Source organism: Pantoea deleyi (assembly GCF_022647325.1).
Classification (GTDB): Bacteria; Pseudomonadota; Gammaproteobacteria; order Enterobacterales; family Enterobacteriaceae; genus Pantoea; species Pantoea deleyi.
This window is the reverse complement of record NZ_CP071405.1, coordinates 726,248-752,324: the sequence shown is the minus strand read 5'-3', so window position 1 is coordinate 752,324 and position 26,077 is coordinate 726,248. Positions and strand designations below refer to the sequence as shown.

Sequence of the window (26,077 nt, the reverse complement as noted above, 5' to 3'; positions counted from 1 at the left end):
TCTGGCCGTAGTTTTACCCTGCGCGGGTTTCGTTCGTCTGGCGGGCCGGGCTGTTTCAGGCCCGCCTCTGCAGGCGACCGACAAGGGGGCGCCAGTCGCCGCGCCCCCTGCCCCCTGGCTCCGGCCTGCATCACCGCCGCTTCGCGGTCCCTTCAATTCTTCCGGATTTCTTACGGACCGGCGGGACATCCCTGCCGCTCGTCCTGAAATCCCTCATCCGCTTAACGGCTCTGACGGCCTCCCTGCCCGCTGTAACGTCTTCTTTCTGTGTTGGGTACTTTATCGCTTCAGGTTCATGGAACTGGCTCTGCTTTCCAGACAGGCAGACAACGCCATATAGAAGTAAACAAAAAAACGTACAGGCGACGGTCTGACAGAGGCGTCCACAGCGCTGAGGAACAACCGGAGGCCAGGATGAGCCGACAGGACGTCGGCGAAAGGACGGCGCGAGCCAGGGATGGCGAGTCCGGACGGTCCGTCGGCCGCAGGGCGTGACGAGGGCACCCCGCGAAGCGGGGCGCGAAGGCAGCCGGACGCCGGGATTGTTAAGGGGCGGGCGTCCGCCCCTTAACGCGTCCGCCCGCACGGGCAAACTGAAACTCCCGCGCGCCTGGCGGGCGAAACCCGCTCAGCGTAAAACTACAGCCTGGTATTCCCCACCGCCAGCGGCCTGCTCTGCCAGCAACCGGCAACAAATTTACCGGCGACGGTCTGAAAGAGGCGTCCGCAGCGCTGAGGAACAACCGGAGGCCAGGATGCGCCGACAGGACGTCGGCGAAAGGACGGCGCGAGCCAGGGATGGCGAGTCCGGACGGTCCGTCGGCCGCAGGGCGTGTCGAGGGCACCCCGCGAAGCGGGGCGCGAAGGCAGCCGGACGCCGGGATTGTTAAGGGGCGGGCGTCCGCCCCTTAACGCGTCCGCCCGCACGGGCAAACTGAAACTCCCGCGCGCCTGGCGGGCGAAACCCGCTCAGCGTAAAACTACAGCCTGGTATTCCCCACCGCCAGCGGCCTGCTCTGCCAGCAACCGGCAACAAATTTACCGGCGACGGTCCGAAAGAGGCGTCCGCAGCGCTGAGGAACAACCGGAGGCCAGGATGCGCCGACAGGACGTCGGCGAAAGGACGGCGCGAGCCAGGGATGGCGAGTCCGGACGGTCCGTCGGCCGCAGGGCGTGACGAGGGCACCCCGCGAAGCGGGGCGCGAAGGCAGCCGGACGCCGGGATTGTTAAGGGGCGGGCGTCCGCCCCTTAACGCGTCCGCCCGCACGGGCAAACTGAAACTCCCGCGCGCCTGGCGGGCGAAACCCGCTCAGCGCAAAACCACAGCCCCATTCGCGCAGCGAACACTCCCTCGCCCGGCGGCCAAAACCCGCTCAGATCAACCCTCCACCATCATATTGGCCACCAGGTATTTGCGTCCCTGGTCATCCTCTTCGGTGTAAACACCCTGCAGTTCCGGCGAGAAGCCAGGCAGCAGATTCAGCCCCTCTTCCAGCGCCAGGAAATAGCGCTGCACCGCGCCGCCCCAGATCTCTCCCGGCACCACGCAGAGCACGCCCGGCGGATAAGGCAGCGCCCCTTCCGCCGCGATTCGCCCTTCTGCCTCGGCTATCGGCACCAGCTCCACCTCGCCGCGAATATAGGCCTGATGCGCATCCTGTGGATTCACCCTGACCGCCGGGAACTCTGCGGCGCGGAACATCAGGCGCTGCAGATCCTTCACATTGTGGCTGACGTAGAGATCGTGCATCTCCTGACAGAGACGCCGCAGGGTGTAACCCGCATAGCGTCCGGCATTTTTGCGGTAGAGGGTCGGCAGCACTTCGGCCAGCGGCGCATCCTCTTTAACGTGCTGCTCAAACTGCGCCAGCATCGCCACCAGATTGGCCATCTTCTCCGGACTCTCTGCGGGCGTCAGCAGGAACAGGATCGAGTTGAGATCGCACTTCTCCGGCACGATGCCGTTCTCACGCAGGTAGTTCGCCAGGATCGTCGCCGGTATACCAAACTCACTATACTCACCGCTGACCGCGTCGATGCCCGGCGTGGTCAGCAGGAGCTTACAGGGATCGACCCGATACTGATCGCGTGCATAACCGGCAAAACCGTGCCACTTTTCCTGCGGTTCAAAGCTGAAGTAGCGCAGATCGCGGGCGATCGTCTCCGTCGGAGCATCCTGCCAGCGCGCTCCCGCCACCTTCTCCGGCACAAACGGCAGGATCATGTCACAGCGTTCCAGGATCGCCTTGCGCGCATCTATCCCCAGCCTGACGCACTCATCCCACATCCGACGTCCCGCTTCGCCCTGATGCATTCTGGCGTTGATATCCAGCGCGGCAAACAGCGGATAAAACGGGCTGGTGGACGCGTGCAGCATAAAGGCGTTGTTCAGACGCTTGTGCGGACAGAAGCGCCGCTGGCCGCGGATGTGATTATCCTTTTTATGGATCTGCGACGTCTGCGAAAAACCGGCCAGCTGCTTGTGCACGGACTGCGTGACAAAGATGCCGGGATCGTTCTCGTTCAGCTCCAGCGTCAGCGGCGAACAGCCCTCCATCAGCGGAATAAACTGCTCATAGCCGAGCCAGGCGGAGTCAAACAGGATGTAATCGCACAGGTGGCCGATGCGATCCACCACCTGACGCGCGTTGTAGACCGTGCCGTCATAGGTACCCAGCTGAATAATCGCCAGACGGAACGGCCGCGCCTCCCCGGCACGCGCGGGTGCTACCGCCGCAATCTGTTCGCGCAAATAAGTCTCATCAAAGCAGTGCGCGTCGATACCGCCAATAAAGCCAAAGGGATTACGCGCCGCTTCCAGATAAACCGGCGTCGCGCCCGCCTGAATCAGCGCACCATGATGGTTCGACTTGTGATTGTTGCGGTCGAACAGCACCAGATCGCCCCGGGTCAGCAGCGCATTGGTAACAACCTTATTGGCGCTGGAGGTGCCGTTCAGCACAAAGTAGGTTTTGTCGGCGTTAAACACCTTCGCGGCATACTTCTGCGCATCTTTGGCGGAGCCTTCATGGATCAGCAGGTCGCCCAGCTTGACGTCGGCATTGCACATGTCCGAACGGAAAACGTTCTCGCCATAAAAGTCGAAGAACTGTTTGCCTGCCGGATGCTTTTTAAAGAACGCACCGCCCTGATGACCGGGACAGGCAAAGGTGCTGTTCTGCATATCGACATAGCGGCTCAGCGTCTCAAAGAACGGCGGCAGCAGCGCCGCTTCATACGCCTGCGCAGCCGCCTCCAGCGCCTGCCACGCCTCCGGCTCGCCATTCAGCTCACCGCTGACGCCGGGCAGGTGCATCACCTCCTCTTCAAAGGCGTTCGCGACAAAGACCGGCAGATTGAAGCCGGTGTGGCGCAGCAGGGCCAGTACCCCGCTGCGGGTATCCGCCAGCGAGACGACAACCGCCGCCACATCGGTAAAATCGGTGTTATCCAGCGTCACGACATCACGCGCGGTGTTCAGGGTCAGGCTGGGCGCAACGGCGGCGCTGGCAGCAATTTTCAGTGGAGTCATAGCGAATCCCCAACGTCAGGGAGAAGTGCCTGCGGCACAATTATGGGGACGGAGCCCCGGCGAATAATGAACGATCGGCAGGCATTACGCAGCGGGTGAAGGATGCTCCACCGCCACCGCCTGACGGACTCACCGCATGGTCAGTAATCGGGATGTCGGGAAAGAGAACAGCCCGCTGTGCGCCGGAAAACGCGAACGGTAAGACGGGCGGATGCGCGGTAAACCGGACATGGCGACGTCCTCGATGGTGAAGAAGCAGGGTCAAAAAAGTGGCGCTCATCATGTCATCTTTTTTAAGCACCGACAAGCCGCAACGCCGAATTATCCACCCACCCCGCCATCGCTTAACACATTGATTTATATAGTTTAATTCACCCACCAACCTTTCACCTTTCGATTAATTATCTGAAATATATGCGGATTTATGCACTTATTGTCTCGCGGATCTGAATGCGCATTATCCAGGCAGTCGCTCTGCTGGTCCGGATGCGCCCGCCTGCCCTACCGCATCGCGGCAGCCTGGCGTAGACTTAGCCTCTCTTTTCCATTCTGCCGGAGGCGGCATGTTCAAGGCACTGGTCATTGAAAATGACGAACAGGGTTATCATTCCCTGCTGAAAGATCTCCCCGAATCCCACCTGCCCGACCACGATGTCACGCTCGACGTCAGCTACTCATCCCTCAACTACAAAGATGCTCTGGCGATCTGCAATAAAGGCCCAATCGTGCGCCAGTTTCCGATGGTGCCGGGTATCGATTTTGTTGGCCGGGTGACGGCCAGCCGCCATCCCGACTGGAAAGAGGATGATGTGGCGCTGCTGACGGGCTGGGGCGTCGGTGAAAAACAGTGGGGCGGCCTGGCGCAGAAGGCCAGCGTCAGCGGTGACTGGCTGGTGAAGGTGCCCGCCACGCTGAGTCCGTTACAGACGATGGCTATCGGCACGGCGGGCCTGACCGCGATGCTCTGCGTGATGGCGCTGGAAAAGCAGGGCATCACGCCGGAACGCGGACCGGTGCTGGTGACCGGCGCCAGCGGCGGCGTCGGCAGCTATAGCGTCAGCCTGCTGGCACGTCTGGGCTATGAGGTGACGGCATCGAGCGGACGCGCCAGCGACCACGGCTGGTTAATCGACACCCTGGGTGCAACCTCGGTGATGGATCGCGAAGCGTTATCCCAGCCCGGCAAGCCGCTGGCTAAAGAGCAGTGGGCCGCCGCCATCGACAGCGTTGGCAGCCACACGCTGGCGAATGTCCTGGCCGCCACGCGGCGGGACGGCGTGGTCGCGGCCTGCGGCATGGCCCAGGGGCTCGACCTGCCAGCCAGCGTCGCCCCCTTTATCCTGCGTGGCGTGACGCTGGCCGGTGTCGATAGCGTGATGTGTCCGAAACCGCTTCGCCAGCAGGCGTGGCAGCGCCTCGGTGAGCTGCTGGATAGCGAACGGCTCAGCAGGCTGAGCCGGGTGATCCCGCTGAGCGAAGCCAGAGAGGGCGCGCAGGCTCTGCTGGAGGGGCGTGTGCAGGGTCGGCTGATCGTCGACTGCCGCTGAATCCAGAAAGGTACGGTGCACGCCTCTAGCGGGCGGCCCGCCGTAACCGTTTGATCAGCCCCTGCAGCGCGAACTCTGTGCCCTGCTCCATCACGGATTTTGGATCGCCGCTGAACTGATGGCACTCCGCCTCATCCGTGCCGTCCGGCAACATCCAGCCGAACCAGATGGTACCCGCCGGGGTACCATCGTCTCCGCCGTCCGGCCCGGCATAGCCGGTAATCGATAATCCCACTGGTTCGCCCGAACGGGCGCAGGCCCCCTGCACCATCTCTCTGGCCGTCTGTTCGCTCACCGCCGTGTGCTGCTTCAGCGTGTCGGGATGCACCCCCAGCAGGCGGATTTTGGCGTTTTCGCTGTAGGTCACAAAGCCGCTCGTGTAAAAGTCGCCGCTGCTCTCTACCGCCGCCAGCGTCATGCTGATAAGCCCGGCGGTGCAGGATTCGGCGGTGGTCAGATGCCATCCGGAAGCGAGTAAAATTTTACCCAGTTGTTCAGCGGTCTGATCAAGTGATGTCGCCATAGTGGTCTCCTCAGTCTGTCAGGCACTCCAGGTATAGCGCAAAATCGGCAATTAAAAGCTCGCAAGGCAATGTTTTTAAAAGCGAAACGGCCAGAAATCAGGGTTGAATATCAGGCGGGTTACGCTTAGCATGACCCTGAGGATCGGGCTGAGCGCGCCGTGGCAGAGGCTGTCCGGCCGCGCGGCCTCTCCGCAGGCAGGCGGGAAGCTGCGTCAATCGCTGAAAAACGGGTCGCAGAGGCGCGCAGCCACGGATTAGTTGTTACTATTCGCCTCCCTGCCCGCCGGCAGCATAAAAAAGCACGCGGTCAACGCGGCACCAGGCATGAACACCATGCCGACGATTCAGGCTTTGTACCCGCCCCATGCCATCAGGCAGGTTTATCGGGATAACTCACCACAGCGCACAGATTTTTAACCCGAATGCATCAGCATTTATTCATACGTAAAGGAAGAGAGTTATGGCGCAAAAACCGGTGGTCGTTATTCATTACTGTATGCAGTGCAACTGGCTGATGCGGTCCGCATGGATGGCACAGGAACTGCTGCACACGTTCGCGGAAGATCTGGCGGAGGTGACGCTGAAGCCGGGCACCGGCGGTGTTTTCGAGATTATGCTGGATGAGCATCTGCTGTGGGAACGTAAGCGCGATGGCGGCTTCCCGGACGCGACCACGCTGAAGCAGCGCGTGCGCGACATCTGCTTCCCGGACCGCACGCTGGGTCATATCGACAAGCACAAAACGGAAATCAGCTAAGGCTATTCGCTGCGGGTGATTTTCTCTGCCGCGTCATGCAGCGCCTGAATCAGCGTCTGCAGCGCGGCGTCTGAGATATCTTCCTGCGCCAGCCGCCGGTTCAGCGCGACCTTCAGCCCGTGAATCGCCTGCTCCACGGCAGGAATGCTGCGGTTGTTGACCAGCACTGCCAGTGAAGAGAGCCGCGCAATCAGGCTGAGAACCGTTTCACGCTGTTCGGCCAGCTGCGCCCTGCCTGCGGGCGTCAGGCGATAGGCTTTGCGTGTGGCCTGCGCATCCACCACCTGAATCGCCTCCATCTCCTCCAGCAGCGTCAGATTGGGATAGATAATTCCCGGACTCGGTGAATACTCTCCCTTTGACAGCTCCTCAACCGACTTAATCAGCTCATAGCCGTGCGCCGCACGCTGTTCCAGAAAGTGCAGCATCAGCAGGCGGATCTCACTCGCTTCCAGCATTTTTTCACGTCGTTTGCGACGCCCGCCGCAGCCAGCCTGCGCGTCAGAGGAAGTGGAAGTCGGATACGGTTTCATGGCCTGCCCTGCGGAGAAAAAGGAGGTTGATGGTAGTTCGCCGCCTGACAAAACTCAATTGCCGTAACCGCCTACTTCGCGTGCCAGTAGGCCACCGCCCGCACGAAGCGGCTGTCGAGGCCGCGCTGCAGCGTGAAGTAGTCCGAGAGGGCTTTCACCGCCTCCCCCTCGCCGGTCAGCCAGATAAAGTAATCTTCTGCCGGCAGCGCGATCGCATCCAGCCGGGCTATCAGTTCGTCGATCTGCGCCTTCTGCATCTGGCCGCTGCCGAGCCAGTGTGCGGTCAGGTTATCCGTCTCTGCCAGGTAGTCGCGGCCCGTCGCTTCATCGGTGAAGGCGAACAGATGCAGCGTCTGCGCCTGCACGTCGCGCTGACGGCGCGCAAAGGCGGGCAGACCGGTTTCATCGCAGACGCAGAGCTGGAAAGCATAATCGGTCGGCACCACCAGCGAGCCGCGCGGCCCGCCGATAACCAGCCGATCGCCAGGCTGCGCCCGCGTTGCCCAGTCACTGGCGACACCCTGCTGATGAATATAGAAGTCGAGGGTCAGTAAAGACTCACCATCAAATTCCAGCGGCGTGTAGTCCCGCGCCTGCGGGCGCAGACCCGCTGGCCAGACGATGCCCTCTTCCGTCATCTGCGGCAGCGCGAGCGGCGTATCGTCAGCCGGAAAGAAGACTTTGATGTGATCGTCGAAGCCTGGCGAGGTAAAGCCCGCCAGATCGCTGCCGCTGAAGCGGATACGCCAGAAGTGACCGGCGATCTGCGTTTTACTGACGACCTCAATATGGCGGAAACGTAATTCATTGCGGACGCGCTGCGGCGTACGTGGATTCGCTGATGTAGGCAACATGTCTCTCCCGGAAGCCGGTATGCCCGCAGGTCGGGCGCGCCGGAGTTAAATAACAATCATTCGCATCTGAAGCCAGAAGATTAGCTATGATATATCTTCAGCACAAGAACGAAAAATGCGATCGGCCGCGATAAGATATATTTTGCGCCGACGAGGCGACGCATCATCCGGCCACAGGATCGACCGGAATAGCGCGAAGCGGACCGCAGAACAGCCGGGGATAACAGGGACGAATCAGAGAGAGGCAGCAGGAAGAGGCTGGACCGGGAGGTGAATAGCGTGAGCGCATCCGGCTACTGATGAGCCGGGCACCTTTGTGCGCTGCGGTTAACAGCAGCGCACCCGCACTTACAGCGTGTCGTTGAATCCGGAGAGAGAAGCGTGTGAGCCGGTGTGCTCCGGCAGCTCTCCGTCGCCCAGAATTTCATGCTGAGAGCCTTGAGAGTGGGGATGCAGTCCGGCAGGCGGTGAGAAAGGCTCAGCCTGCTGCGCCATTGCCATAACAGGCAATGCCAGAATAAGTGAAATCAATAAGCGTCGCATAATGGTCTTCGGTTGTCGTTCTGGCCGGAAACGGCCTGAATTGCAGATGAATATTCCAGCCCCATCACAGAAGCACGATGATTAAGGTATGACGGGGTTTCGGAGGAGGATTTTACGCCAGTCGGGCGCGTTATTTTATAAAATCGTGCGGTTTGTCACGGTTTACCGCACGAAAGATGAATGCGCGATTCCCCTGCCCTGAAGTCTACGCCTGGGTCACCGGGATGGAGAAGACGCCGCTGAGCCAGTCGGGCTTGCAGAGCGCAAAATCGAGCCGCAGCAGATCTTTGCCCGGACGGCGCGACACGCCCAGCGTGGGCAGATGCTGATAGTAGATATCCTCGATAAAACGCGTCAGCTGCTCCGGTTTACCGCTCCAGCGGATCGACGCATAGAGGCCACACTCTTCGTGCCAGCGGGTGGTGTTATCACCCAGCAGCCCGGCATGCTGCGGCTCCAGCGCCTGAAACAGGCTGATATTCTGCTGGTCGGCCGAGCTGTCGCCGGGGCCATACTGAAAGCCCAGCCAGCCCTGCGTCACCTGGCTGCCTGCCAGCGCCACCAGATGCCGCGCCTGATCGGCCACCCGGTGATCGCGGTCGGCAATATAATCCCCGAACTTACACTCCCACTCCAGCGTCTCTCCGCGCAAAGGCAGCGCTTCTTCGCGCATCACCAGCGTCGCGCGCTCGGCCAGGGTGCGTACCAGAATGCGGCCATGAAAGTTCTTTACCGGCAGATGGGGAATACGGCGAAACGCGCCAGGCGTCAGCGAAAAGTGGCCTTTGAAAACCCGGGTGAAGTTTTGCTGATTATCAAACCCAAAACGAACGGCGATATCGATCAGCGTCATACGCGTCAGGCGCAGCGCCATCGCCGCCATCGTCAGACGCCGTTTGCGGGTATAGGCCGCCAGCGTCTGCCCGGTCATCTCTTTGAACATGCGCTGCATGTGCCACTTGGAATAGCCGGACTTGAGGGTGATCTGGTCGATATTCAGGTCGTCGGTGAGATTGGCTTCTATCCACTCAACCAGATCGTGGATGTGCTGTTTTTTAATGGCCTGACTGAGCATGATGGCAAGTTACGACGCAGATTAGGACTGGGATTTTCGGCACATGAGAATAGCAAAAATTGCCATTCGTCATAAGAAAAGGGGCGCGATAAACCGTGATTTCAGCGGCATACCGCATTAATTGCTTAGGTTACTAACTAAAAAAGGCTGACACGCGTCAGCCTTTTACATGACGTCCCCGGGAGAGGGGCGCACAACGGATAACCACTGCGCGCTGATCCTGCGACCGGCGCTCCGCAGAGAGGCGGTGCCCGCCTGCCGCCAGGCGCCTCTTCACGGAGAAGAACGGCAACCTGGCTGCCCGCGACTAGTGGCTGCGCATGCCCGCTGCCGTCATCATCATCCGGAACAGCGAGGCAACAACGCCCAGCGCCAGTACGCTGGCGGCATAGATAACGACCAGCCACATCACACGCTTCCACCAGGGGGCTTTCGTTTCGTCCTTGGGGTCTTTCATGCTGCTGAGGCTTTTCATATCAATGGTATCCTGCGTCTGCTTTGATTTTCCCACGGAACACGTAGTAGCTCCAGAAGGTGTAGCCCAGGATCATCGGGATAATCAGCAGGCTACCGACCAGCATAAAGGCCTGGCTCTGCGGCGGTGAGGCCGCATCCCAGATCGTGACCGATGGCGGGATGATGTTGGGCCAGACGCTGATACCCAGTCCGGAGAAGCCCAGGAAGATCAGGGCCAGCGTCAGCAGGAACGGCGAATAGTGCGCCTCGCGCTTGATGGCGCGCACAATTCCCCACGAGCAGAGCAGCACCAGCACCGGAACCGGCAGGAACAGGAACAGGTTTGGCCGGCTGAACCAGCGATGGGCGATGTCCGCGTGTGAGAACGGCGTCCACAGGCTGACGATACCGATGATCACTAACAGCGCGATGACCAGCGGCGTTGCCAGCGCGGACATCTTACGGTGCAGCTCGTTTTCGGTCTTCATGATAAGCCAGGTGCAGCCCAGCAGCGCATAGGCGACGACCAGACCCAGGCCGCAGAACAGCGGGAACGGCGCCAGCCAGTCCATGGCCGAACCGGCGAAGCGACGGCCCTCAACCGGGATGCCATCCAGGAAAGCGCCGACCGCCACCCCCTGACTGAAGGTCGCGATGACCGAACCGGCAATAAAGGATTTGTCCCAGAATGCCCGGTGGCCTTCAACCGCCTTGAAGCGGAACTCGAAGGCGACACCACGGAAAATCAGGCCAATCAGCATGGCGGTCAGCGGAATCGACAGCGCATCGGTGATCACCGCGTAGGCCAGCGGAAACGCACCAAACAGGCCCGCACCGCCCAGCACCAGCCAGGTTTCGTTGCCATCCCAGACCGGCGCGACGGTGTTCACCATCATGTCGCGCTCACCGGCATCTTTGTTGAACGGGAACAGCAGACCAATCCCCAGGTCGAAGCCGTCCATCACGATATACATCAGGGTTGCGAAGACGATAATCACAAACCAGATTACGGAAAAATCGATCATCTTAGTGCTCTCCATCCTTAAAGGTGGCAGCGGAAAGCGGACGCGCCGGGGTTTTCTTCTGACCGGGTCCACCCTCTTCGGTAACGTGACCTTCGCCGACAACCGGTCCCTGCTTAATCAGGCGCATCATGTAGTGATACCCCACGCCAAACACCGAGCTGTAAACCAGAATAAAGGCCAGCAGGCTGATGCTCATGTGCATGTCGCCATGCGCGGAAACCGCATCAATCGTTCGCTGTACGCCATAGACGACCCACGGCTGACGACCAATCTCTGTCGTGAACCAGCCCGCCAGAATCGCAATCAGACCGGATGGGCCCATCAGTAGCGCAAACCACAGGAAAGGACGCGACTCATAGAGGCGGCCTTTAACGCGCAGCCACAGGCTGACCACACCCAGCGTAATCATCAGCAGGCCCAGCGCCACCATCACGCGGAAGGACCAGAAGATGACCGTTGAGTTCGGTCGATCCTCTTTCGGGAACGACTTCAGCGCCGGCACCTGTTTGTCCAGACTGTGCGTCAGGATCAGGCTGCCGAGATAAGGCACTTCCAGCGCATATTTGGTGCGCTCCTGCTCCATATCGGGGATGCCGAACAGGATCAGCGGGGTCGCTTCGCCCGGCGGGTTTTCCCAGTGGCCTTCGATCGCCGCGATTTTGGCAGGCTGATGCTCCAGGGTGTTCAGACCGTGCGCATCACCAATCATCGCCTGAATCGGCGCGACAATCAGGGCCATCCACAGCGCCATAGAGAACATCTTGCGGATAGCCGGATTGTTGTTGCCCTTGAGCAGATGCCAGGCCGCAGACGATCCCACAAAGAAGGCGCTGGCCAGGAAGGCCGCTACCGACATATGGAACAGACGATAAGGGAATGAGGGGTTAAAGACGATTTTCAGCCAGTCCTGCGGCACCACCACCCCATTCTCGATCAGATACCCCTGCGGGGTGTGCATCCAGCTGTTGGACGCCAGGATCCAGAAGGTGGAGATCAGCGTTCCCAGGGCAACCATACAGGTGGCAAAGAAGTGCAGACCCGGACCGACGCGATTCCAGCCGAACAGCATCACGCCCAGGAAGCCCGCTTCCAGGAAGAACGCCGTCAGCACCTCATAGGTCAGCAGCGGACCGGTAATGCTGCCCGCAAACTCCGAGAAGCCGCTCCAGTTGGTACCGAACTGATACGCCATGACCAGCCCGGAAACCACGCCCATGCCGAAGTTAACGGCAAAGATTTTCGACCAGAAGTGATAGAGATCGCGATAGGTTTGATCGCGGGTTTTGAGCCACATACCTTCGAGGACGGCCAGGAAGCTGGCGAGACCGATGGTGATGGCGGGAAAGATAATATGGAAGGAAACAGTAAATGCGAACTGTATCCTGGCCAGATGAAAGGCATCTAATCCGAACATTGCTTACCTCTTTGCCACATAGATTTGCCACATAGAACACCATGTATTTACTTATAATTAACAACTTAAGCCTGATACGCGACTTCTCTGCGCTTATTGAAATTCCCGCCGCAAATTTAGAACTATTCGCGGCGAGGAAACAGAAACAGTGGGGTTAATGAAAACTATAACAGTCTTTTTTGATTTTGATCATTGTTTTTAGCAGGAATTATCTATTTAAAAATAAGGCTTAAAGGTTAACCACAGGGTGTTTTTGTGTCATTAATGTTACGGTATTTGCCGCATTAAAAAGCGGGCCGGCGAACACAAATTCCGCCGAAAAAAGGGTCTCAACGGCCTGTTTTCAGACACTATTTTGCTGATCACACTGACCACGCGGGCCGAAAAGTGACGCAGGAAAAATGAAATCATCTTATTTCTTAACAGGTTAAACCTGAAAACAGCCGTCTCTGCCGCTTTGTTTTATTTTTGGTTTTACTCCGGCAGATCCCGTCGGGGATTCTGACAAAATAAACGGCGGAGCCGGGAATTAAGAGGCCGCAGGAATGTTAATAAAATGAGTCAAAATTTACGGGTGAATTAACAATGAAAGCCAGGCCGCAGATTATTGCTGGCCCGGACAGGATAAATCGATTTAATTAGCGGCAATAAGTCGGGAGGCCGGCTGGGTTATTTGCGCCACCCTGCCGGTGGCGCGATGGCGGTGCAGAAATGCGCTGGGCCGAAAAGCAGAAATGCAGATTAAAAAATGCCGGTGTCGTCACATTCTGACCACTGGCGCGGAAATTCAGGCTGCCGGAAGGCTGCCACGCTGCGCCAGAATCCGGCCCAGATTCTCTTCCAGCCAGTCCGCCAGCCCCACGACCTGCTCCCCGACCTCGCGACCGAGCGGCGTCAGGCGATACTCAACGTGCGGCGGCACCACATCGAAAGCGATGCGCTGCACAAAACCATCCTCCTCCAGGTAACGCAGGTTCTGCGCCAGCATCCGTTCGCTGACGCCGCCGACGGCCCGGCGCAGCGCGCTGAAGCGCAGCGTCTGGTCCTGCAACGCCAGCAGAATCAGTACGCTCCAGCGGCTGGTGACCCGCTTCAGGACGTCACGCGAGGGACAATCAACGTTAAGCAGTTCGCCACGAATAAATTTTTCACTCAGTTTTTCAGCCATTTACTCTGCCTTTCCCACACTAACAATTCTGTAAGTACTTACTTAAAGTTAGTTTATCCCCTAGTCTGAATTTCACCAACAGCTACAGGAGAAAGATCATGATTGCAGTGACAGGCGCAACCGGCCAGCTCGGCCGTAAGGTGATTGCAGCACTACTGAAGAAAGTTCCGGCAGAGACGATCGTCGCCGCGGTGCGTACGCCCGCCAGAGCCGCCGATCTGGCCGCACAGGGCGTCATCGTCCGCCAGGCCGACTACGGCCAGCCAGAGACGCTGGAGGCCGCTTTTGCCGGTGTGGAAAAACTGCTGCTGATCTCCGGCAGTGAAGTCGGCCAGCGTGAAGCGCAGCACAGGGCCGTCATTGCGGCCGCCCGCGCCGCTGGCGTGCGCTTTATCGCCTACACCAGCCTGCTGCATGCGGATACCTCGCCGCTGGGCCTGGCGCTGGAGCACCGCGCCACGGAAGCGCTGCTGAGAGATTCAGGCATTCCGTTCGCTCTGCTGCGCAACGGCTGGTACACCGAGAACTACGCCGCCAGCATTCCGCCAGCGCTGGCACACCATGCATTTATCGGCGCGGCGGGCACAGGCCGCATCGCCTCGGCTGCGCGTCAGGATTACGCGGATGCCGCGGCGGAAGTGATGACCCGGCCGGACCAGGCCGGGAAAGTCTATGAGCTGGCCGGTGACGACAGTTATACGCTGGCGGCGTTTGCGGCCGAAATCGCCGCGCAGAGTGGTGAAAAGGTCGATTACGTGAATCTTTCCCAGGCTGAGTTTGCGGCCGCGCTGAAAAGCGCCGGATTGCCGGAAGGCCTGGCAGAGATGCTGGCTGACTCCGATGCAGGTGCAGAGAAAGGCGCGCTTTTCAGTGATTCCCGTCAGCTGAGCAGCCTGACCGGCCGTCCGACGACCGCGTGGCAGGCGGTGATCCGCGCTGCGCTGGCGAAGGCCTGACGCGCCAGATGCTGAGCGGGAACCCCTCCCGCTCAGCGCCGCCGTCCGCCCCGCTTTCCCGTTGCGTATGCCATTTTTTGTCCCCTTTCCGGCCCGGGATTCTGTGTCAGAATGTTAACAGACGTCGATTTTCTTCAGGTTAATTTTTTAAATTCAGGCCGCTAAGAGATTCATCCGAAATGTGTTTTTGGTGAACAGCGCTATATTTGGTTGAATTGACTGAAATTTATTAAAAAACCTCGATTAATAGACAATTTTTATTACGTTCATAGATATTCTGCATTGTTGTTCCGCAGGTCGGGGAGGCTATAATTTGTCCTTTGTGCAACCCCGACCGCTCAGGAGGCCGCTATTAATACTTATCGCCAGCAACAGAATGCACTTGAAGAGGTTCGTGCCGGGGCGGAAGTTGAGTATCAATACGATCCCCATGAACTGAAACTGGAGCGCATGCAGGATTCTGAACCGGAGCCGGAGCTGATTGAAGGCCTGCCTGCCCCGGATGCGCTCACGCCTGCCGATCGTTATCTGGAACTGTTTGAACATGTCCAGATGTCGCGGATCTTCGAGGACAGTAAAACCTTCCCCGACTGTTCGCCAAAGTACGATCCGCTGGATGTGCTGATGCGCTATCGTCGTCAGAAACGCAGCAGTGACTTCGACCTGTCGCGTTTTGTCGCCGATCACTTTTATTTGCCTGGCGTAAACGAAAGCTTTTATGTCTCCAACCCGGATAAAACGCTCAACGAGCATATCGATGACCTGTGGCCGGTCCTGACCAAAATGCCGCAGCAGCATATGCCGCACTCATCGCTGCTGCCGCTGCCGAAACCCTATGTGGTGCCGGGCGGCCGCTTTGGCGAAACCTACTACTGGGACTCCTACTTCACCATGCTCGGCCTGGCGGAGTCGGGCCGTGACGACCTGCTGCGTCACATGGCGGATAACTTCGCCTGGCTGATCGACAACTACGGTCATGTGCCCAACGGCAACCGGACCTACTACCTCAGCCGCTCGCAGCCGCCGGTCTTTGCGCTGATGGTCGAGCTGTTCGAAGAGGATGGCGTGCGCGGGGCGAAACGCTATCAGGAACAGCTGATGAAGGAGTATCAGTTCTGGATGGATGGCGCCGGGTCGCTGATGCCTAATCAGGCCTATCGCCATGTCGTGCGGATGCCGAACGGTTCGCTGCTGAACCGCTACTGGGACGACCGCGATACGCCGCGCGATGAGTCGTGGATGGAAGATGTGGAAACCGCCCGCGAATCGAAACGTCCGGCCAGCGAGGTCTATCGCGACCTGCGTGCGGGCGCGGAGTCGGGCTGGGATTACTCCTCGCGCTGGCTGCGTAATCCGAAACGGCTGTCGAGCATTCGCACCACACAATTTATTCCTATCGATCTGAACGCGTTCCTGTACAAGCTGGAGCTGATGATCGCCACCCTGTCGCACGCCAAGGGCGAAGAGCTGACCGCGCTGGCGTGGCAGAAAAAGGCCGAAGCGCGTAAACGTGCGATCACCCGCTATCTGTGGGACAGCACCGCTGGCGTCTTCCGCGACTACGACTGGCGGCGTGAGCGTTTCGGTGCCTTTACCGTGGCGTCGGTGGTTCCGCTGTTTGTCGGGCTGGCAACGCCGCATCAGGCGCACCTGCAGGCGATCTCCCTGCGTCACCTGCTGCTGAGCAATGGCGGCCTGCTGACCTCGATGGTGGAGAGCGGCGAACAGTGGGATCGGCCCAACGGCTGGGCACCGATGCAGTGGATGGCGATCGTCGGCCTGAACAACTACGGTGAAGAGACGCTGGCGACGGAAGTGGCGGTGAACTGGCTTAATACCGTGAATAACTTCTACCAGCTGCACCATAAGCTGGTTGAGAAGTATGACATCAGCGGCGAACGCGCCCGTCCGGGCGGCGGGGGCGAATATCCGCTCCAGGATGGTTTTGGCTGGACCAACGGCGTCACGCGTAAGCTGATGACGATGTATGGCCATCTGATGGCGGACTGAGTCCGTCACGCCAGCAACGCAAAAAGCCGGGTTCGCCCGGCTTTTTCATGCAGGTCATCCTGCGGGACTACTTCTTCGCTTCGGTGCCCGGCTGTGAGGCACGTTGCAGGAACTGCTGTGTGACTTCAGGAATATGCTGCAGCAGCCACTCCGCCATGGCCACTTCCTGATCGCGGATTTCACTCAGTATGCGAACGCCCTGCGCGTCACCGACCTGTTCAGCCGTGGCGATCAGGCTGGTGTAGCTGGCGATTTCGGCATTCTCAAAGACATAGCCGCTGATGGCGCCCTTGACCACCTCATCGGAGTTAAACATTCCGCCGACCGCCTGACCGGTGGCCGCCATCTTACCCATCGCATCTTTCATCACGGAGTGATCGATACCGTGGCTGTCGAGCAGCTGTTCCAGCAGCGTCAGCTGATGTTTCGTCTCGTCGAGGTGCTGAGCCAGACGCTGTTCCAGTGCCGGATAGTGTTCAAGCCGGCCCGACATCTTACTGAGCATGCTTTCCGCCTGTTTCTCCATAGCATGCGCGTCGCGCAACCAGTCGTGATAATGTTCAATCGCAGTCATGTCGTCCTCCTTAAGAAACGGTAATCGCTTCGGCTACCGAGGTGAGTTTCTCATCCGTTTGTTTCTCTTCATTCAGGGTCGTCTCCAGCAGTCTGGCCGCTTTGGTGTAACCCAGCTTCAGCGCCAGCGCATGTAGCGTACCGTAGGTGGCAATCTCATAGTGCTCAACCTTCTGCGCCGCACCGATCAGCCCCTGATCGCGGATTTCACCTTTTTCCACAGATTCGATAATCTCCTGCGCCTCTTCGACCAGACCTTCGAGCGCATGACACTTCATTCGTTTAATTCTGACCTCAGGCGTCACCTCCACCAGTTCATCCAGGCGCTCAATCTGCGCACGGGTCTCTTCCAGATGCTGATTAAAGGCAGCGATAAGATTTTCGTCACTGGCAGCACGCGCCATTTTAGGCAATGCACGGGTTATCTGTTTCTCAGCGCTGTAGACATCGGATAAGTCATGGATGAACAGGTCATTTAACGTTTTCACTGTCATAAGATAGCCTCATTGTTAAAAAAGCTGCGTCATTAATAACGCAACGCCAGTCATTTCGTTGACACCCGGAAAGTCTAGTGGAGATTTATAATATAGCACACCGCATCAGTATGAATTTAATACAAAAGTAGCATGTGAAATGCATTTTCCCTTTTATAGCAATACGTTAGCTGATAATAGTTTTTCCTGCAGCGGCTTCGCTAGCCACACCGGAATTTGTACAAGTTTATAAATCGCTGTATACGTTTCACCGCCAGACGCGTAAAAACTTCACCCAGCCAGACGTTACCTGTACAAAGTTTTATTAAATGGTATAACCTTAATCGGCAGGAAATAAAAAAACCGGAAAGGAAATCCCTCCGGTTTAATTAACGGCGTCTTAGTCTGCTGATGCTTCAGCAGCGACACAATTCAGAATGTAATTATCTTGCAGGAAAATAAAAGAGATTCTTTACAGTCCGGCAGACAGGATTGACGGCTCTCAGAGCAGCGTCAGATCCGTTCAGCTCCGGCGACTGACCTTCCCTCCCTTACGTCCCGCCTCAATCGCACGTTCGGGATCGTTCTTAAAGTTCCCGCCGCTTTTCTGGCCACCTTTGCGTCCCGCTTCTGCAGCACGCTCTTTGTCAGCCGCAAAGTTCCCGGCCCCACCACGATATTGAGTCATTCTGTGTTCCTCTTTGAAATTAAAAATCAGAATTTGCACAGTTAATGCTTCATCAGGCCGATTCAGCAATCTAAATGTAGACAGAAAACCGGGCCGATCAAGCGACAAAATAAAATACCATCACATTCCGGATTAATGGAGGCAGGTGCCTCCTCCGGATTGATAACCTATTTAAACTATCGCGCTTTTCTATTCAAAAAAAGCGCAGCGCCGCGGCAGACATTTATAGACAAAAATCGCCGCGCCCTATTAATCGATCTTTTTCGAAAAATGTCCAATTGAAAAAATAGTAACCGAAGCGGCAGGAAGATAACCTCAGCAATATCAGTTAGTGAAGATGATCAACAAACGATCAATTTACCTAAGCGAAGCGGTAAATATAATCAGGCTATTTTCTTGCCATAGAGGAATTAAGCGAGACGCAATGCACTAATTGCGTCAGTCGAAAACACCCGTTTTTGATCAATAAACGATCAATTATGCTGATTTAATGAAAATTCAATTTGGATGCCACCCCATCATTACCAAAAATATTCAGAAATAAACGAAGCGGTAAAATACACGGCTGAGGAGAGTAAAAGGCGTTTTAGGATTAATACTAAAATTTCTGTTGTGCGGGGCTGCGCACCGATTGATTGTATCGGGAGAGCGTCAGGCAGATAACGTCAGAGGGAATCGGGTGAGATCAGAGGAAGGCACAGCGCCAGCGGTCAGGCTCAGCAGAGGTCGAGCGCGTCGGGAAAAACGTCATCCATCGCGACACCGCGTTTGCCATTTTTCTTGATGCGATACATCGCTTCATCCGCCCGCGCCAGTGCGGTATCGAAGTCATCGTTATCCTGCACCTGCGACACGCCGACAGACGCGCCAATCTGAGCGTGACCGTTTGACATGTCGAATGGCGTGAGCACCGCGTCGAGACAGGCATCCGCCAGTTTTCTGACCAGGGGATGGTGCAGTGGATAGGGTAATAACAGAACGAACTCATCGCCGCCAAGCCGCCCAATAACCGCCTCAGCCGGTACACAATCCGTTAAACGCTGGCTGAGCTGGATGAGCACTTCGTCTCCGCTGCGATGTCCCAGCGTGTCATTAACATGCTTGAAGTTATCCAGATCAATGAAGGCGACGCAGAGCGGGCCCTGCGCTTTCATTTCGCTGAAATCGTTTTGCAGGGCGTGGCGATTGTTGAGCAGCGTCAGGGGATCATGCAACGCCAGCAGCGCGAGCTGCGCTTCATACTGCTTCTCTTTCGTCATGTCGATATGGGTGCCGATCACTTTCACCGGCTCACCCTGGGCGTTCCATTCGCTGACCCGCCCGCGATCCAGCACCCAGGTAATGCTGCCGTTCTTCGCGATCATACGGTGCAGCGCTTCGTAGTAAGGCGCTTTGCCGGCGATATGATCGTAAAACGCCCGCAGAACCTCAGCGGCATCATCGGGGTGCAGGCTCTCTTTCCAGGATTCAAAATTGGCGTCGGTCTCTTTCGGCTGGAAACCCAGCATCGCCCCCCAGCGCCGGTTAAAGATCACCAGTTTGCCGGTGGGAATATCGAGCTGCCAGAGAAACAGCCCGGTGCCATCCAGCGCCGCGTTGAGTTTCGTCCGGGCGTCATGCGCTATACGCTTCAGACGCGCATTATGCTTTTTCAGGTTCTGTATCTGCAGCCGCAGTGCTTCTTCTGACATGACCGTGAGCGCGCTGGAAAAAAGGGGTATTGTGCCTGTCAGGTGGATTCTGTAAAGAGTCGCCTATAAAACACGATTAGTCGCGGCCAATTGCAGGCTGGACAGCATATCAGGCGGTGACACTCTGGCAACGCAGCACAGAGCCGGGACGGCAAATTGGTTTCGCCGTGAAATCTGTTTGTGCCGCTACTCAATTCAGCGCCGGAATGGAGGGTGAAAAGGGAAATTCGGATTGTTCGGCGGGACGTGGCGGGGTGATCGAACCGTCGATAACGGGTTCGCCTCAGAACGCAAAAACCCGCCAGAGGCGGGTTCTTTAAATATGGTGCCCGAACCCGGACAAAAATGCCGGGCATTTTTGCATCGCGCGTCAGCGCGACCCACAGGGCGAGCCACAGGACGTGGCGAGTGAATCGAACCGTCGATGACGGGTTCGCCTCAGAACGCAAAAACCCGCCAGAGGCGGGTTCTTTAAATATGGTGCCCGAACCCGGAATCGAACCAGGGACACGGGGATTTTCAATCCCCTGCTCTACCGACTGAGCTATTCGGGCAACGGGGCGCATTAAACCAAAGCGGCCCGGCAGCGTCAAACGCTTTTCACCAAAATCACACCAACTGACCGCTTTTCCATCAACCCGGCCATCGGGCCTCTTCTGTGGCAAAACCGTGACCGCCGATCGAATAAATTTCAGCCAGCGACAGGCCCGCCTCTCTATTGCGCCACCATTTTGCCGATATAGCTTGCGAGACCCAAACTAATAATAAGGATCATCATGTTTTCAACTATTACATCAGGCATCGCTTCCCGTCACAGCTGGCAGAAGCGCTCACACTCAGCGGCGACGCTGAGCTCTCTCAACGGCTCCATCGCGATGATCGAGTTCTCACCCGATGGCACCATTCTCGGCGCCAACGCGCTGTTTCTGGCGAGCATGGGCTATACGCTGGCGGAGATTGAAGGCCAGCACCACAGCCTGTTCTGCACGCCGGAACAGCTGCAGTCGCAGGCCTATCGCGACTTCTGGCAGCGACTCAACCGGGGCGAAAGCTTCAGCGATAAGTTTCTGCGCATGGCGAAGAACAGCCGCCCGATCTGGCTGGAAGCTAACTATGTTCCGGTGCAGAACCGTCACGGCCGGGTGATCAAAATCGTCAAGCTGGCCACCGACATTACCAGCCATATCAACGATGCGCAGGAGCAGCGCGCCATCACCACCGCCATTGAACGATCGATGGCGGTGATCGCCTTTAACCTCAAAGGGGAAGTCCTGAAAGCCAACGATAACTTCCTGAAAACCATGGGCTACCGTCGCGAAGAGGTGGAAGGCATTCATCACAGCCGCTTCTGCTCACCGGCCGTGCGGGAGAGCCGGGAATACAGCGAATTCTGGCAGCAGCTGAACCGGGGCGAATTTGTCTCCGGTCAGTTTCCCCGCGTCAATAAGCAGGGCGAGACGGTCTGGCTGCGCGCCACCTACAACCCGGTGTTTGATGAACAGGGCAGGCTCTACAAAATCGTCAAGTTCGCGACCGACGTGACCGCGCAGGTGGAGAAGAATCAGCAGGAGCATGATGCGGCGCAGCGGGCCTATCATACCGCGCTGCAGACGGATAAGAGCACGAAGCTGGGGGCGGATGTGATCGCCAGCAGCGTCGAAACCATGAATGCGCTGGCGGGCGAACTGCAGGGGATCTCCGGGGATATTACCGGACTGAGTGAATCCTCAGATCGCATCGGGGCGATTGTCGAAGGGATTCGTCGGATTGCCGATCAGACCAACCTGCTGGCGCTCAATGCCGCCATTGAAGCGGCGCGCGCCGGCACGCATGGCCGCAGCTTCGCGGTGGTGGCGAACGAAGTTCGCACGCTGGCGGCGAACATCAACCGCGCGACCACCGACATCGAAAACCGGATACAGCAGAACCATCTGCTGGCGAGCCGGGCACTGAAAGGGATTGAGTCGAACCTGAAGCGCGCCGATCAGGGCGTGCAGCTGGCGCAGGAGGCGGGTGGCGTCATTGCGGAGATTCGGGAGGGCGCAACGGACGTGGTGCACGCTATCGGTCAGGTCACGAAAACGCTCAGCGTCTGACGCGCAGGGGGGGCAGTCGCCCCCTTTTTTTATGGCGTGGCCGGGGCGGTCGCGTCCGGCGTCGGCGGAAGGAAGATGTGATCCAGAATATCCCGCATCACCGGTGCGGCCGTCACCCCTTCCCCGCCCCCGTTCTCCAGGATCAGCGCCACCGCCACTTTCGGATTATTGAAGGGCGCAAAGGCGGTGTAGAAGATATGGTCGCGCAGCCGGACCGGGATCATCTTCGCGTTATAGGTCTGATTCTGCCGCAGGCTGAACACCTGAGAGGTCCCGCTTTTCGCCGCGATGCCATAAGGCGCGGTGTGGAAATATTTATACCCGGTGCCGTTGGGTGCGTTCGCCATGCCAAACATCGCGTGGCGCACCAGCGACCAGTAAGGCGAATGGGGATCGCCAATCTGCGTCTCACGCTGCTGCGGATGGTAGTTCTCAACCAGGGTGCCGCGCTGGGTTTTCTCCAGCAGATGGGGCGCGATGACCCGGCCGTTGTTGATCAGCGCCACCATCGCTTTCACCATCTGAATCGGCGTCGCAATCCAGTAGCCCTGGCCGATGCCCACGGAAACGGTGTCCCCCTGATACCAGGGCTTCTTATGCACCTTCTGCTTCCATTCGCGGCTCGGCAGTAAGCCGTTGTACTCTTCATTGAGATCGATGCCGGAGGGCTTGCCATAACCGAACTGGCTGAGCATGGTGTGAATCCGGTCGATGCCCATCATAAACGCCACCTGATAGAAAAAGGTGTCGGCGGACTCTTCGATGGCGCGCGTCACATCCAGCATACCGTGACCGGTTTTTTTCCAGTCACGATAGCGCCGATCGGTGCCGGGCAGCGTCCAGGTTGGCGCACCGAAGAACTGTGTCTGTGGCGTGATCACATGGGTCAGCAGCGCCGACATCGCCATATACGGCTTCACCGTCGAGGCGGGCGGATAGAGTCCCTGCGTCACGCGGTTGATCAGCGGCAGATCCTTGTCCTGCAGCAGTTTTTTATAGGCCTGATAGCTGATGCCTTTAACGAAGGGATTGGGATCGTAGCTGGGGCTGGAGACCATCGCCAGCACCGATCCGTCATGCGGATCTTCTATCAGCAGCGCCGCACGCTGCCCCGCCAGACGGCTCTCCACATACTGCTGCAGGTGGAGATCCAGCGTCAGCGTCAGGTTTTTACCGGCGACCGGCGGCACCTCTTTCAGCACCCGCACAATCCGGCCGTGGTTATCCACCTCCACTTCCTGATAGCCCGGCTTGCCGTGCAGCAGCGTTTCGTAATAGCCCTCGATCCCCTGCTTACCGATGTTGTGGTCTGCCGCGTAGTTCTCCGCAATGCCTTCGGCATTCAGCCGTTTATAGTCGCTGTCATTGATTTTCGACACATAGCCGACCACATGCGCCAGATCCGCGCCATAGGGATATTCGCGATCCTGATAGGTTTCAATCGTCGCCCCGGTAAAGTGGAACTGATTCACCGCAAAGCGGGCGACCTGCTCCTCGGTCAGCTCCTCTTTCAGCACCACCGGCTTGTAACGGCTGGTCTGCTTCAGCGCATGGCGGAACGTCTCGATCTCGTCGGGCGTCAGATTCACGATGGGCGTCAGCGCCCGCAGCGTGGCGTCCATGTCGCTGATCTTGTAAGGCGTCAGCGTGATGGCGTACCAGCTGACGTTGCGCACCAGCGGAATGCCGTTGCGGTCATAGATCAGCCCGCGCGTAGGGGCGATGGGGATCATCTTGATGTCGTTCTGGTTAGAGCGCGTCTGGTAGTAGCCATGATCGCGCACCTGCAGACGGTAGAGGTTTACACCCAGGATAGTGAAGCAGGTACAGACCAGAGCAAAGGCTATCGCGGCACGGCGGGCAAACAGCTTCTCTTCGGCGTCGAAGTTACGAAAGTTCATCAGGGGGTATTATCGGACGATTCATTATTATCTGTTGTTGCGCACCATGATAAGGCGCGATCGCCGGGGTGCCAGCGCGAAGATGCACAAGCCTCAGTAAAAGTGTGTCATTTGATGTGAATGTTACGGGAAGTCGGCAGGAAAATGCCGATCCTCCGTCAGAGGAGGATCGGTTCAGGGTGACAGCCAGCAGACGGGTGCGCCCGTCCGCCACGCGGTTTAGTCACCCAGCAGGACAGATTCCAGCGCAATTTTGATCATGTCGTTGAAGGTCGTCTGGCGCTCGGCAGCGGTGGTCTGCTCGTGCGTGCGGATATGGTCAGAAACGGTACAGATGGTCAGCGCTTTCGCACCAAATTCAGCGGCCACACCGTAGATACCTGCGGCTTCCATCTCCACGCCCAGGATGCCATATTTTTCCATCACGTCGAACATCTGCGGATCCGGGGTGTAGAAAAGATCGGCGGAGAAGATGTTGCCCACGCGCGCATCAACGCCCAGGTTTTTCGCCGCATCGACCGCGTTGCGCACCATGTCGAAGTCCGCAATCGCCGCGAAGTCGTGATCCCTGAAACGCATACGGTTCACTTTGGAATCGGTGCAGGCACCCAGACCAATCACGATGTCACGCAGTTTCACATCCGCGCGAACCGCACCACAGGAGCCGACACGGATGATCTTCTTCACGCCGAAATCGGTGATCAGCTCTTTGGTGTAGATAGAGCAGGAAGGGATCCCCATGCCGTGGCCCATCACCGAGACTTTACGGCCTTTGTAGGTGCCGGTGTAGCCCAGCATCCCACGCACGTTGTTCACTTCTACCGCGTTTTCCAGGAAGGTTTCTGCGATGTGTTTCGCACGCAGCGGGTCGCCAGGCATCAGTACGACGTCTGCGAAATCACCCATTTCAGCATTAATATGAGGGGTTGCCATTGTTTAATCCTTATTAAATTGCTGATTTACAGCATGTTCTTGCCATAGTCCATCTCGGACAGGCCAAAATAGTGTGCAATTGTCTGACCGATATCGGCGAAGGTTTCGCGATAGCCGAGCGAGCCAGGCTCTACCTTCGGTCCGTAGATCAGAATCGGAATGTGCTCACGGGTATGCTCTGTGCCCTGCCAGGTCGGATCACAGCCGTGGTCCGCCGTCAGGATCAGAATGTCATCTTCCCCGACCAGTTCCATCAGCTCCGGCAGGCGGCGGTCAAACAGTTCCAGTCCGCCCGCGTAACCGGCGACGTCGCGACGATGGCCCCAGGTGGAGTCGAAGTCCACGAAGTTAGTGAAAACAATCGCCTGATCCGGCGCCGTTTTCATCTCCTGAATCGTGGCGTCAAACAGCGCATCCAGACCGGTCGCTTTAACCTTTTTGGTAATGCCCTGTTCCGCGTAGATATCCGCGATTTTACCCACCGAGATCACATGACCGCCCTTCTCATCCACCAGCTTTTTCAGCATGGTAGCGGAAGGCGGCTCAACCGCCAGATCGTGACGGTTACCGGTGCGCTCAAACTGACCCGCCTTGTCACCGACAAACGGACGCGCGATAACCCGGCCGATGTTGTAGCCCCCTTCGGTCAGCTCTTCGCGGGCAATTTCGCACAGCGCGTAGAGACGCTCAAGACCAAAAGTCTCTTCGTGACAGGCGATCTGGAAGACCGAGTCCGCCGAGGTATAGAAAATCGGCTTGCCGGTTTTCATGTGCTCTTCGCCCAGCTGGTCGAGGATCACCGTACCGGAAGAGTGGCAGTTACCGAGGTAGCCCGGCAGATCCGCACGCTCGACCAGCTTATCCAGCAGCGCCTGCGGGAAGCTGTTCTCTTTGTCGCTGAAGTAGCCCCAGTCAAACAGCACCGGCACTCCGGCGATCTCCCAGTGGCCAGACGGCGTGTCTTTACCTGACGAAAGTTCGCTGGCGTAGGCGTACGCGCCGGTGATTTTCGCTTCAGGATCCAGACCTGCCGGGAAGCGACCGGTGGACAGCTCAGCCGCCTTACCCAGGCCCAGCGCGGTGAGATTCGGCAGATGCAGCGGGCCTTTGCGCCCCTTATCTGCTTCGCCCTTAAAGCAGGCTTCGGCGATGTGACCTAAGGTGTCCGAACCTGCGTCGCCGAATTTATCGGCATCTTTACTGGCACCAATCCCAAAGGAATCGAGAACCATGATAAAAGCACGTTTCATGCAAGTCTCCTGCGCATCCGCGCGTGACAAGTCAAAAAAAAGCGATCAGATCAGTATACCCGAATGGATCGCCGCTG

22 protein-coding genes and 1 tRNA gene are annotated in these 26,077 nt (G+C 57.9%); 5 read left to right on the top strand and 18 right to left on the bottom strand.

The features are described from left to right. Positions 1-1,379 precede the first annotated feature (1,379 nt). Positions 1,380-3,533, bottom strand: coding sequence for an ornithine decarboxylase (locus J1C59_RS03665; RefSeq protein WP_140917293.1), 2,154 nt, complete (start codon positions 3,531-3,533; stop codon positions 1,380-1,382). Between the two features lie 563 nt (positions 3,534-4,096). Between J1C59_RS03665 and acuI the strand changes: the two genes are divergently transcribed. Next, positions 4,097-5,080, top strand: a complete 984-nt coding sequence (gene acuI, locus J1C59_RS03660; RefSeq protein WP_140917294.1) for an acrylyl-CoA reductase (NADPH) — start codon at positions 4,097-4,099, stop codon at positions 5,078-5,080. Positions 5,081-5,105: 25 nt separating this feature from the next. Here acuI and J1C59_RS03655 read toward each other — a convergent pair whose 3' ends face one another. Then, positions 5,106-5,603 carry a CinA family protein gene (locus J1C59_RS03655; protein WP_111140740.1) on the bottom strand — a complete coding sequence of 166 codons (498 nt, stop codon included), beginning with the start codon at positions 5,601-5,603 and terminating at the stop codon, positions 5,106-5,108. 461 nt (positions 5,604-6,064) lie between these two features. Here J1C59_RS03655 and J1C59_RS03650 point away from each other — a divergent pair, with 461 nt between their 5' ends. Then, positions 6,065-6,361 carry an Rdx family protein gene (locus J1C59_RS03650; RefSeq protein WP_128086534.1) on the top strand — a complete coding sequence of 99 codons (297 nt, stop codon included), beginning with the start codon at positions 6,065-6,067 and terminating at the stop codon, positions 6,359-6,361. A gap of 2 nt (positions 6,362-6,363) precedes the next feature. Here J1C59_RS03650 and J1C59_RS03645 read toward each other — a convergent pair whose 3' ends face one another. The 8 genes from J1C59_RS03645 to J1C59_RS03610 form a co-directional block, all read right to left on the bottom strand. Further along, positions 6,364-6,894 carry a PadR family transcriptional regulator gene (locus tag J1C59_RS03645; protein ID WP_128086535.1) on the bottom strand — a complete coding sequence of 177 codons (531 nt, stop codon included), beginning with the start codon at positions 6,892-6,894 and terminating at the stop codon, positions 6,364-6,366. A 71-nt stretch (positions 6,895-6,965) separates the two neighbouring features. Continuing rightward, on the bottom strand, positions 6,966-7,745 hold the full coding sequence (locus J1C59_RS03640) for a siderophore-interacting protein (RefSeq protein ID WP_277933481.1): 780 nt from the start codon (positions 7,743-7,745) through the stop codon (positions 6,966-6,968). Between the two features lie 351 nt (positions 7,746-8,096). Then, on the bottom strand, positions 8,097-8,291 hold the full coding sequence (locus J1C59_RS03635) for a hypothetical protein (RefSeq protein ID WP_128086537.1): 195 nt from the start codon (positions 8,289-8,291) through the stop codon (positions 8,097-8,099). 205 nt (positions 8,292-8,496) lie between these two features. Further along, positions 8,497-9,366 carry a helix-turn-helix domain-containing protein gene (locus tag J1C59_RS03630; RefSeq protein ID WP_128086538.1) on the bottom strand — a complete coding sequence of 290 codons (870 nt, stop codon included), beginning with the start codon at positions 9,364-9,366 and terminating at the stop codon, positions 8,497-8,499. Between the two features lie 307 nt (positions 9,367-9,673). After that, positions 9,674-9,841: a DUF2474 domain-containing protein gene (locus J1C59_RS03625; RefSeq protein WP_128086539.1), complete on the bottom strand. Its 168-nt coding sequence runs from the start codon at positions 9,839-9,841 to the stop codon at positions 9,674-9,676. A 1-nt stretch (position 9,842) separates the two neighbouring features. Beyond that, positions 9,843-10,847: a cytochrome d ubiquinol oxidase subunit II gene (gene cydB / locus J1C59_RS03620; protein WP_111140747.1), complete on the bottom strand. Its 1,005-nt coding sequence runs from the start codon at positions 10,845-10,847 to the stop codon at positions 9,843-9,845. Between the two features lies 1 nt (position 10,848). Next, positions 10,849-12,261 (bottom strand): cytochrome ubiquinol oxidase subunit I, encoded by a 1,413-nt coding sequence (locus J1C59_RS03615; RefSeq protein WP_128086540.1) that lies wholly within the window; start codon positions 12,259-12,261, stop codon positions 10,849-10,851. Between the two features lie 787 nt (positions 12,262-13,048). Further along, positions 13,049-13,429, bottom strand: coding sequence for a winged helix-turn-helix transcriptional regulator (locus J1C59_RS03610; RefSeq protein ID WP_111140749.1), 381 nt, complete (start codon positions 13,427-13,429; stop codon positions 13,049-13,051). A 98-nt stretch (positions 13,430-13,527) separates the two neighbouring features. On the opposite strand from J1C59_RS03610, the gene J1C59_RS03605 reads away from it, so the two are divergent. Further along, positions 13,528-14,385: an SDR family oxidoreductase gene (locus J1C59_RS03605; RefSeq protein WP_111140750.1), complete on the top strand. Its 858-nt coding sequence runs from the start codon at positions 13,528-13,530 to the stop codon at positions 14,383-14,385. Between the two features lie 351 nt (positions 14,386-14,736). Continuing rightward, complete coding sequence (gene treF, locus J1C59_RS03600; RefSeq protein ID WP_111140751.1) at positions 14,737-16,395, top strand: alpha,alpha-trehalase TreF; 1,659 nt, start codon at positions 14,737-14,739, stop codon at positions 16,393-16,395. A gap of 67 nt (positions 16,396-16,462) precedes the next feature. Here the strand turns inward: treF and J1C59_RS03595 are convergent, their stop codons facing one another. From J1C59_RS03595 to J1C59_RS03575, 5 genes are all read right to left on the bottom strand, one after another. Further along, complete coding sequence (locus J1C59_RS03595) at positions 16,463-16,969, bottom strand: ferritin-like domain-containing protein (protein ID WP_111140752.1); 507 nt, start codon at positions 16,967-16,969, stop codon at positions 16,463-16,465. A 10-nt stretch (positions 16,970-16,979) separates the two neighbouring features. Then, on the bottom strand, positions 16,980-17,462 hold the full coding sequence (locus J1C59_RS03590; RefSeq protein WP_128086229.1) for a YciE/YciF ferroxidase family protein: 483 nt from the start codon (positions 17,460-17,462) through the stop codon (positions 16,980-16,982). Positions 17,463-17,964: 502 nt separating this feature from the next. Continuing rightward, positions 17,965-18,129 carry a con-10 family general stress protein gene (locus J1C59_RS03585; protein ID WP_004571242.1) on the bottom strand — a complete coding sequence of 55 codons (165 nt, stop codon included), beginning with the start codon at positions 18,127-18,129 and terminating at the stop codon, positions 17,965-17,967. A 716-nt stretch (positions 18,130-18,845) separates the two neighbouring features. Then, entirely contained in the window at positions 18,846-19,820 is a 975-nt protein-coding gene (locus J1C59_RS03580; RefSeq protein ID WP_128086230.1) for a sensor domain-containing diguanylate cyclase, read from the bottom strand. Between the two features lie 478 nt (positions 19,821-20,298). After that, positions 20,299-20,374: transfer RNA gene (locus J1C59_RS03575), tRNA-Phe, on the bottom strand. 222 nt (positions 20,375-20,596) lie between these two features. Between J1C59_RS03575 and J1C59_RS21810 the strand changes: the two genes are divergently transcribed. Beyond that, the gene (locus J1C59_RS21810; protein WP_128086231.1) at positions 20,597-21,916 is read left to right on the top strand and encodes a methyl-accepting chemotaxis protein; all 1,320 of its coding nucleotides are present in this window, start codon (positions 20,597-20,599) and stop codon (positions 21,914-21,916) included. 29 nt (positions 21,917-21,945) lie between these two features. On the opposite strand, the gene mrdA is transcribed toward J1C59_RS21810, so the two are convergent. The 3 genes from mrdA to deoB all read right to left on the bottom strand — a co-directional run bounded on the left by mrdA (position 21,946) and on the right by deoB (position 26,000). Next, a complete protein-coding gene (gene mrdA, locus J1C59_RS03560; protein WP_128086232.1) occupies positions 21,946-23,817 on the bottom strand; it encodes a penicillin-binding protein 2 in 1,872 nt (623 codons plus the stop codon). Positions 23,818-24,036: 219 nt separating this feature from the next. Then, the gene (gene deoD / locus J1C59_RS03555; RefSeq protein WP_111140757.1) at positions 24,037-24,750 is read right to left on the bottom strand and encodes a purine-nucleoside phosphorylase; all 714 of its coding nucleotides are present in this window, start codon (positions 24,748-24,750) and stop codon (positions 24,037-24,039) included. A 26-nt stretch (positions 24,751-24,776) separates the two neighbouring features. Further along, a complete protein-coding gene (gene deoB / locus J1C59_RS03550) occupies positions 24,777-26,000 on the bottom strand; it encodes a phosphopentomutase (RefSeq protein ID WP_128086233.1) in 1,224 nt (407 codons plus the stop codon). Positions 26,001-26,077: the final 77 nt, after the last annotated feature.

Excerpts from the sequence above, each read along its gene's own strand:
- J1C59_RS03590 (WP_128086229.1), bottom strand. The coding sequence starts at position 17,462 with ATGACAGTGAAAACGTTAAATGACCTGTTCATCCATGACTTATCCGAT.
- J1C59_RS03665 (WP_140917293.1), bottom strand. The coding sequence starts at position 3,533 with ATGACTCCACTGAAAATTGCTGCCAGCGCCGCCGTTGCGCCCAGCCTG.
- J1C59_RS03610 (WP_111140749.1), bottom strand. The coding sequence starts at position 13,429 with ATGGCTGAAAAACTGAGTGAAAAATTTATTCGTGGCGAACTGCTTAAC.
- J1C59_RS21810 (WP_128086231.1), top strand. The coding sequence starts at position 20,597 with ATGTTTTCAACTATTACATCAGGCATCGCTTCCCGTCACAGCTGGCAG.
- J1C59_RS03635 (WP_128086537.1), bottom strand. The coding sequence starts at position 8,291 with ATGCGACGCTTATTGATTTCACTTATTCTGGCATTGCCTGTTATGGCA.
- acuI (WP_140917294.1), top strand. The coding sequence starts at position 4,097 with ATGTTCAAGGCACTGGTCATTGAAAATGACGAACAGGGTTATCATTCC.
- J1C59_RS03625 (WP_128086539.1), bottom strand. The coding sequence starts at position 9,841 with ATGAAAAGCCTCAGCAGCATGAAAGACCCCAAGGACGAAACGAAAGCC.
- deoD (WP_111140757.1), bottom strand. The coding sequence starts at position 24,750 with ATGGCAACCCCTCATATTAATGCTGAAATGGGTGATTTCGCAGACGTC.
- J1C59_RS03585 (WP_004571242.1), bottom strand. The coding sequence starts at position 18,129 with ATGACTCAATATCGTGGTGGGGCCGGGAACTTTGCGGCTGACAAAGAG.
- J1C59_RS03650 (WP_128086534.1), top strand. The coding sequence starts at position 6,065 with ATGGCGCAAAAACCGGTGGTCGTTATTCATTACTGTATGCAGTGCAAC.
- J1C59_RS03595 (WP_111140752.1), bottom strand. The coding sequence starts at position 16,969 with ATGACTGCGATTGAACATTATCACGACTGGTTGCGCGACGCGCATGCT.
- J1C59_RS03645 (WP_128086535.1), bottom strand. The coding sequence starts at position 6,894 with ATGAAACCGTATCCGACTTCCACTTCCTCTGACGCGCAGGCTGGCTGC.
- J1C59_RS03605 (WP_111140750.1), top strand. The coding sequence starts at position 13,528 with ATGATTGCAGTGACAGGCGCAACCGGCCAGCTCGGCCGTAAGGTGATT.
- J1C59_RS03630 (WP_128086538.1), bottom strand. The coding sequence starts at position 9,366 with ATGCTCAGTCAGGCCATTAAAAAACAGCACATCCACGATCTGGTTGAG.
- cydB (WP_111140747.1), bottom strand. The coding sequence starts at position 10,847 with ATGATCGATTTTTCCGTAATCTGGTTTGTGATTATCGTCTTCGCAACC.
- deoB (WP_128086233.1), bottom strand. The coding sequence starts at position 26,000 with ATGAAACGTGCTTTTATCATGGTTCTCGATTCCTTTGGGATTGGTGCC.
- mrdA (WP_128086232.1), bottom strand. The coding sequence starts at position 23,817 with ATGAACTTTCGTAACTTCGACGCCGAAGAGAAGCTGTTTGCCCGCCGT.
- J1C59_RS03615 (WP_128086540.1), bottom strand. The coding sequence starts at position 12,261 with ATGTTCGGATTAGATGCCTTTCATCTGGCCAGGATACAGTTCGCATTT.
- J1C59_RS03580 (WP_128086230.1), bottom strand. The coding sequence starts at position 19,820 with ATGTCAGAAGAAGCACTGCGGCTGCAGATACAGAACCTGAAAAAGCAT.
- J1C59_RS03655 (WP_111140740.1), bottom strand. The coding sequence starts at position 5,603 with ATGGCGACATCACTTGATCAGACCGCTGAACAACTGGGTAAAATTTTA.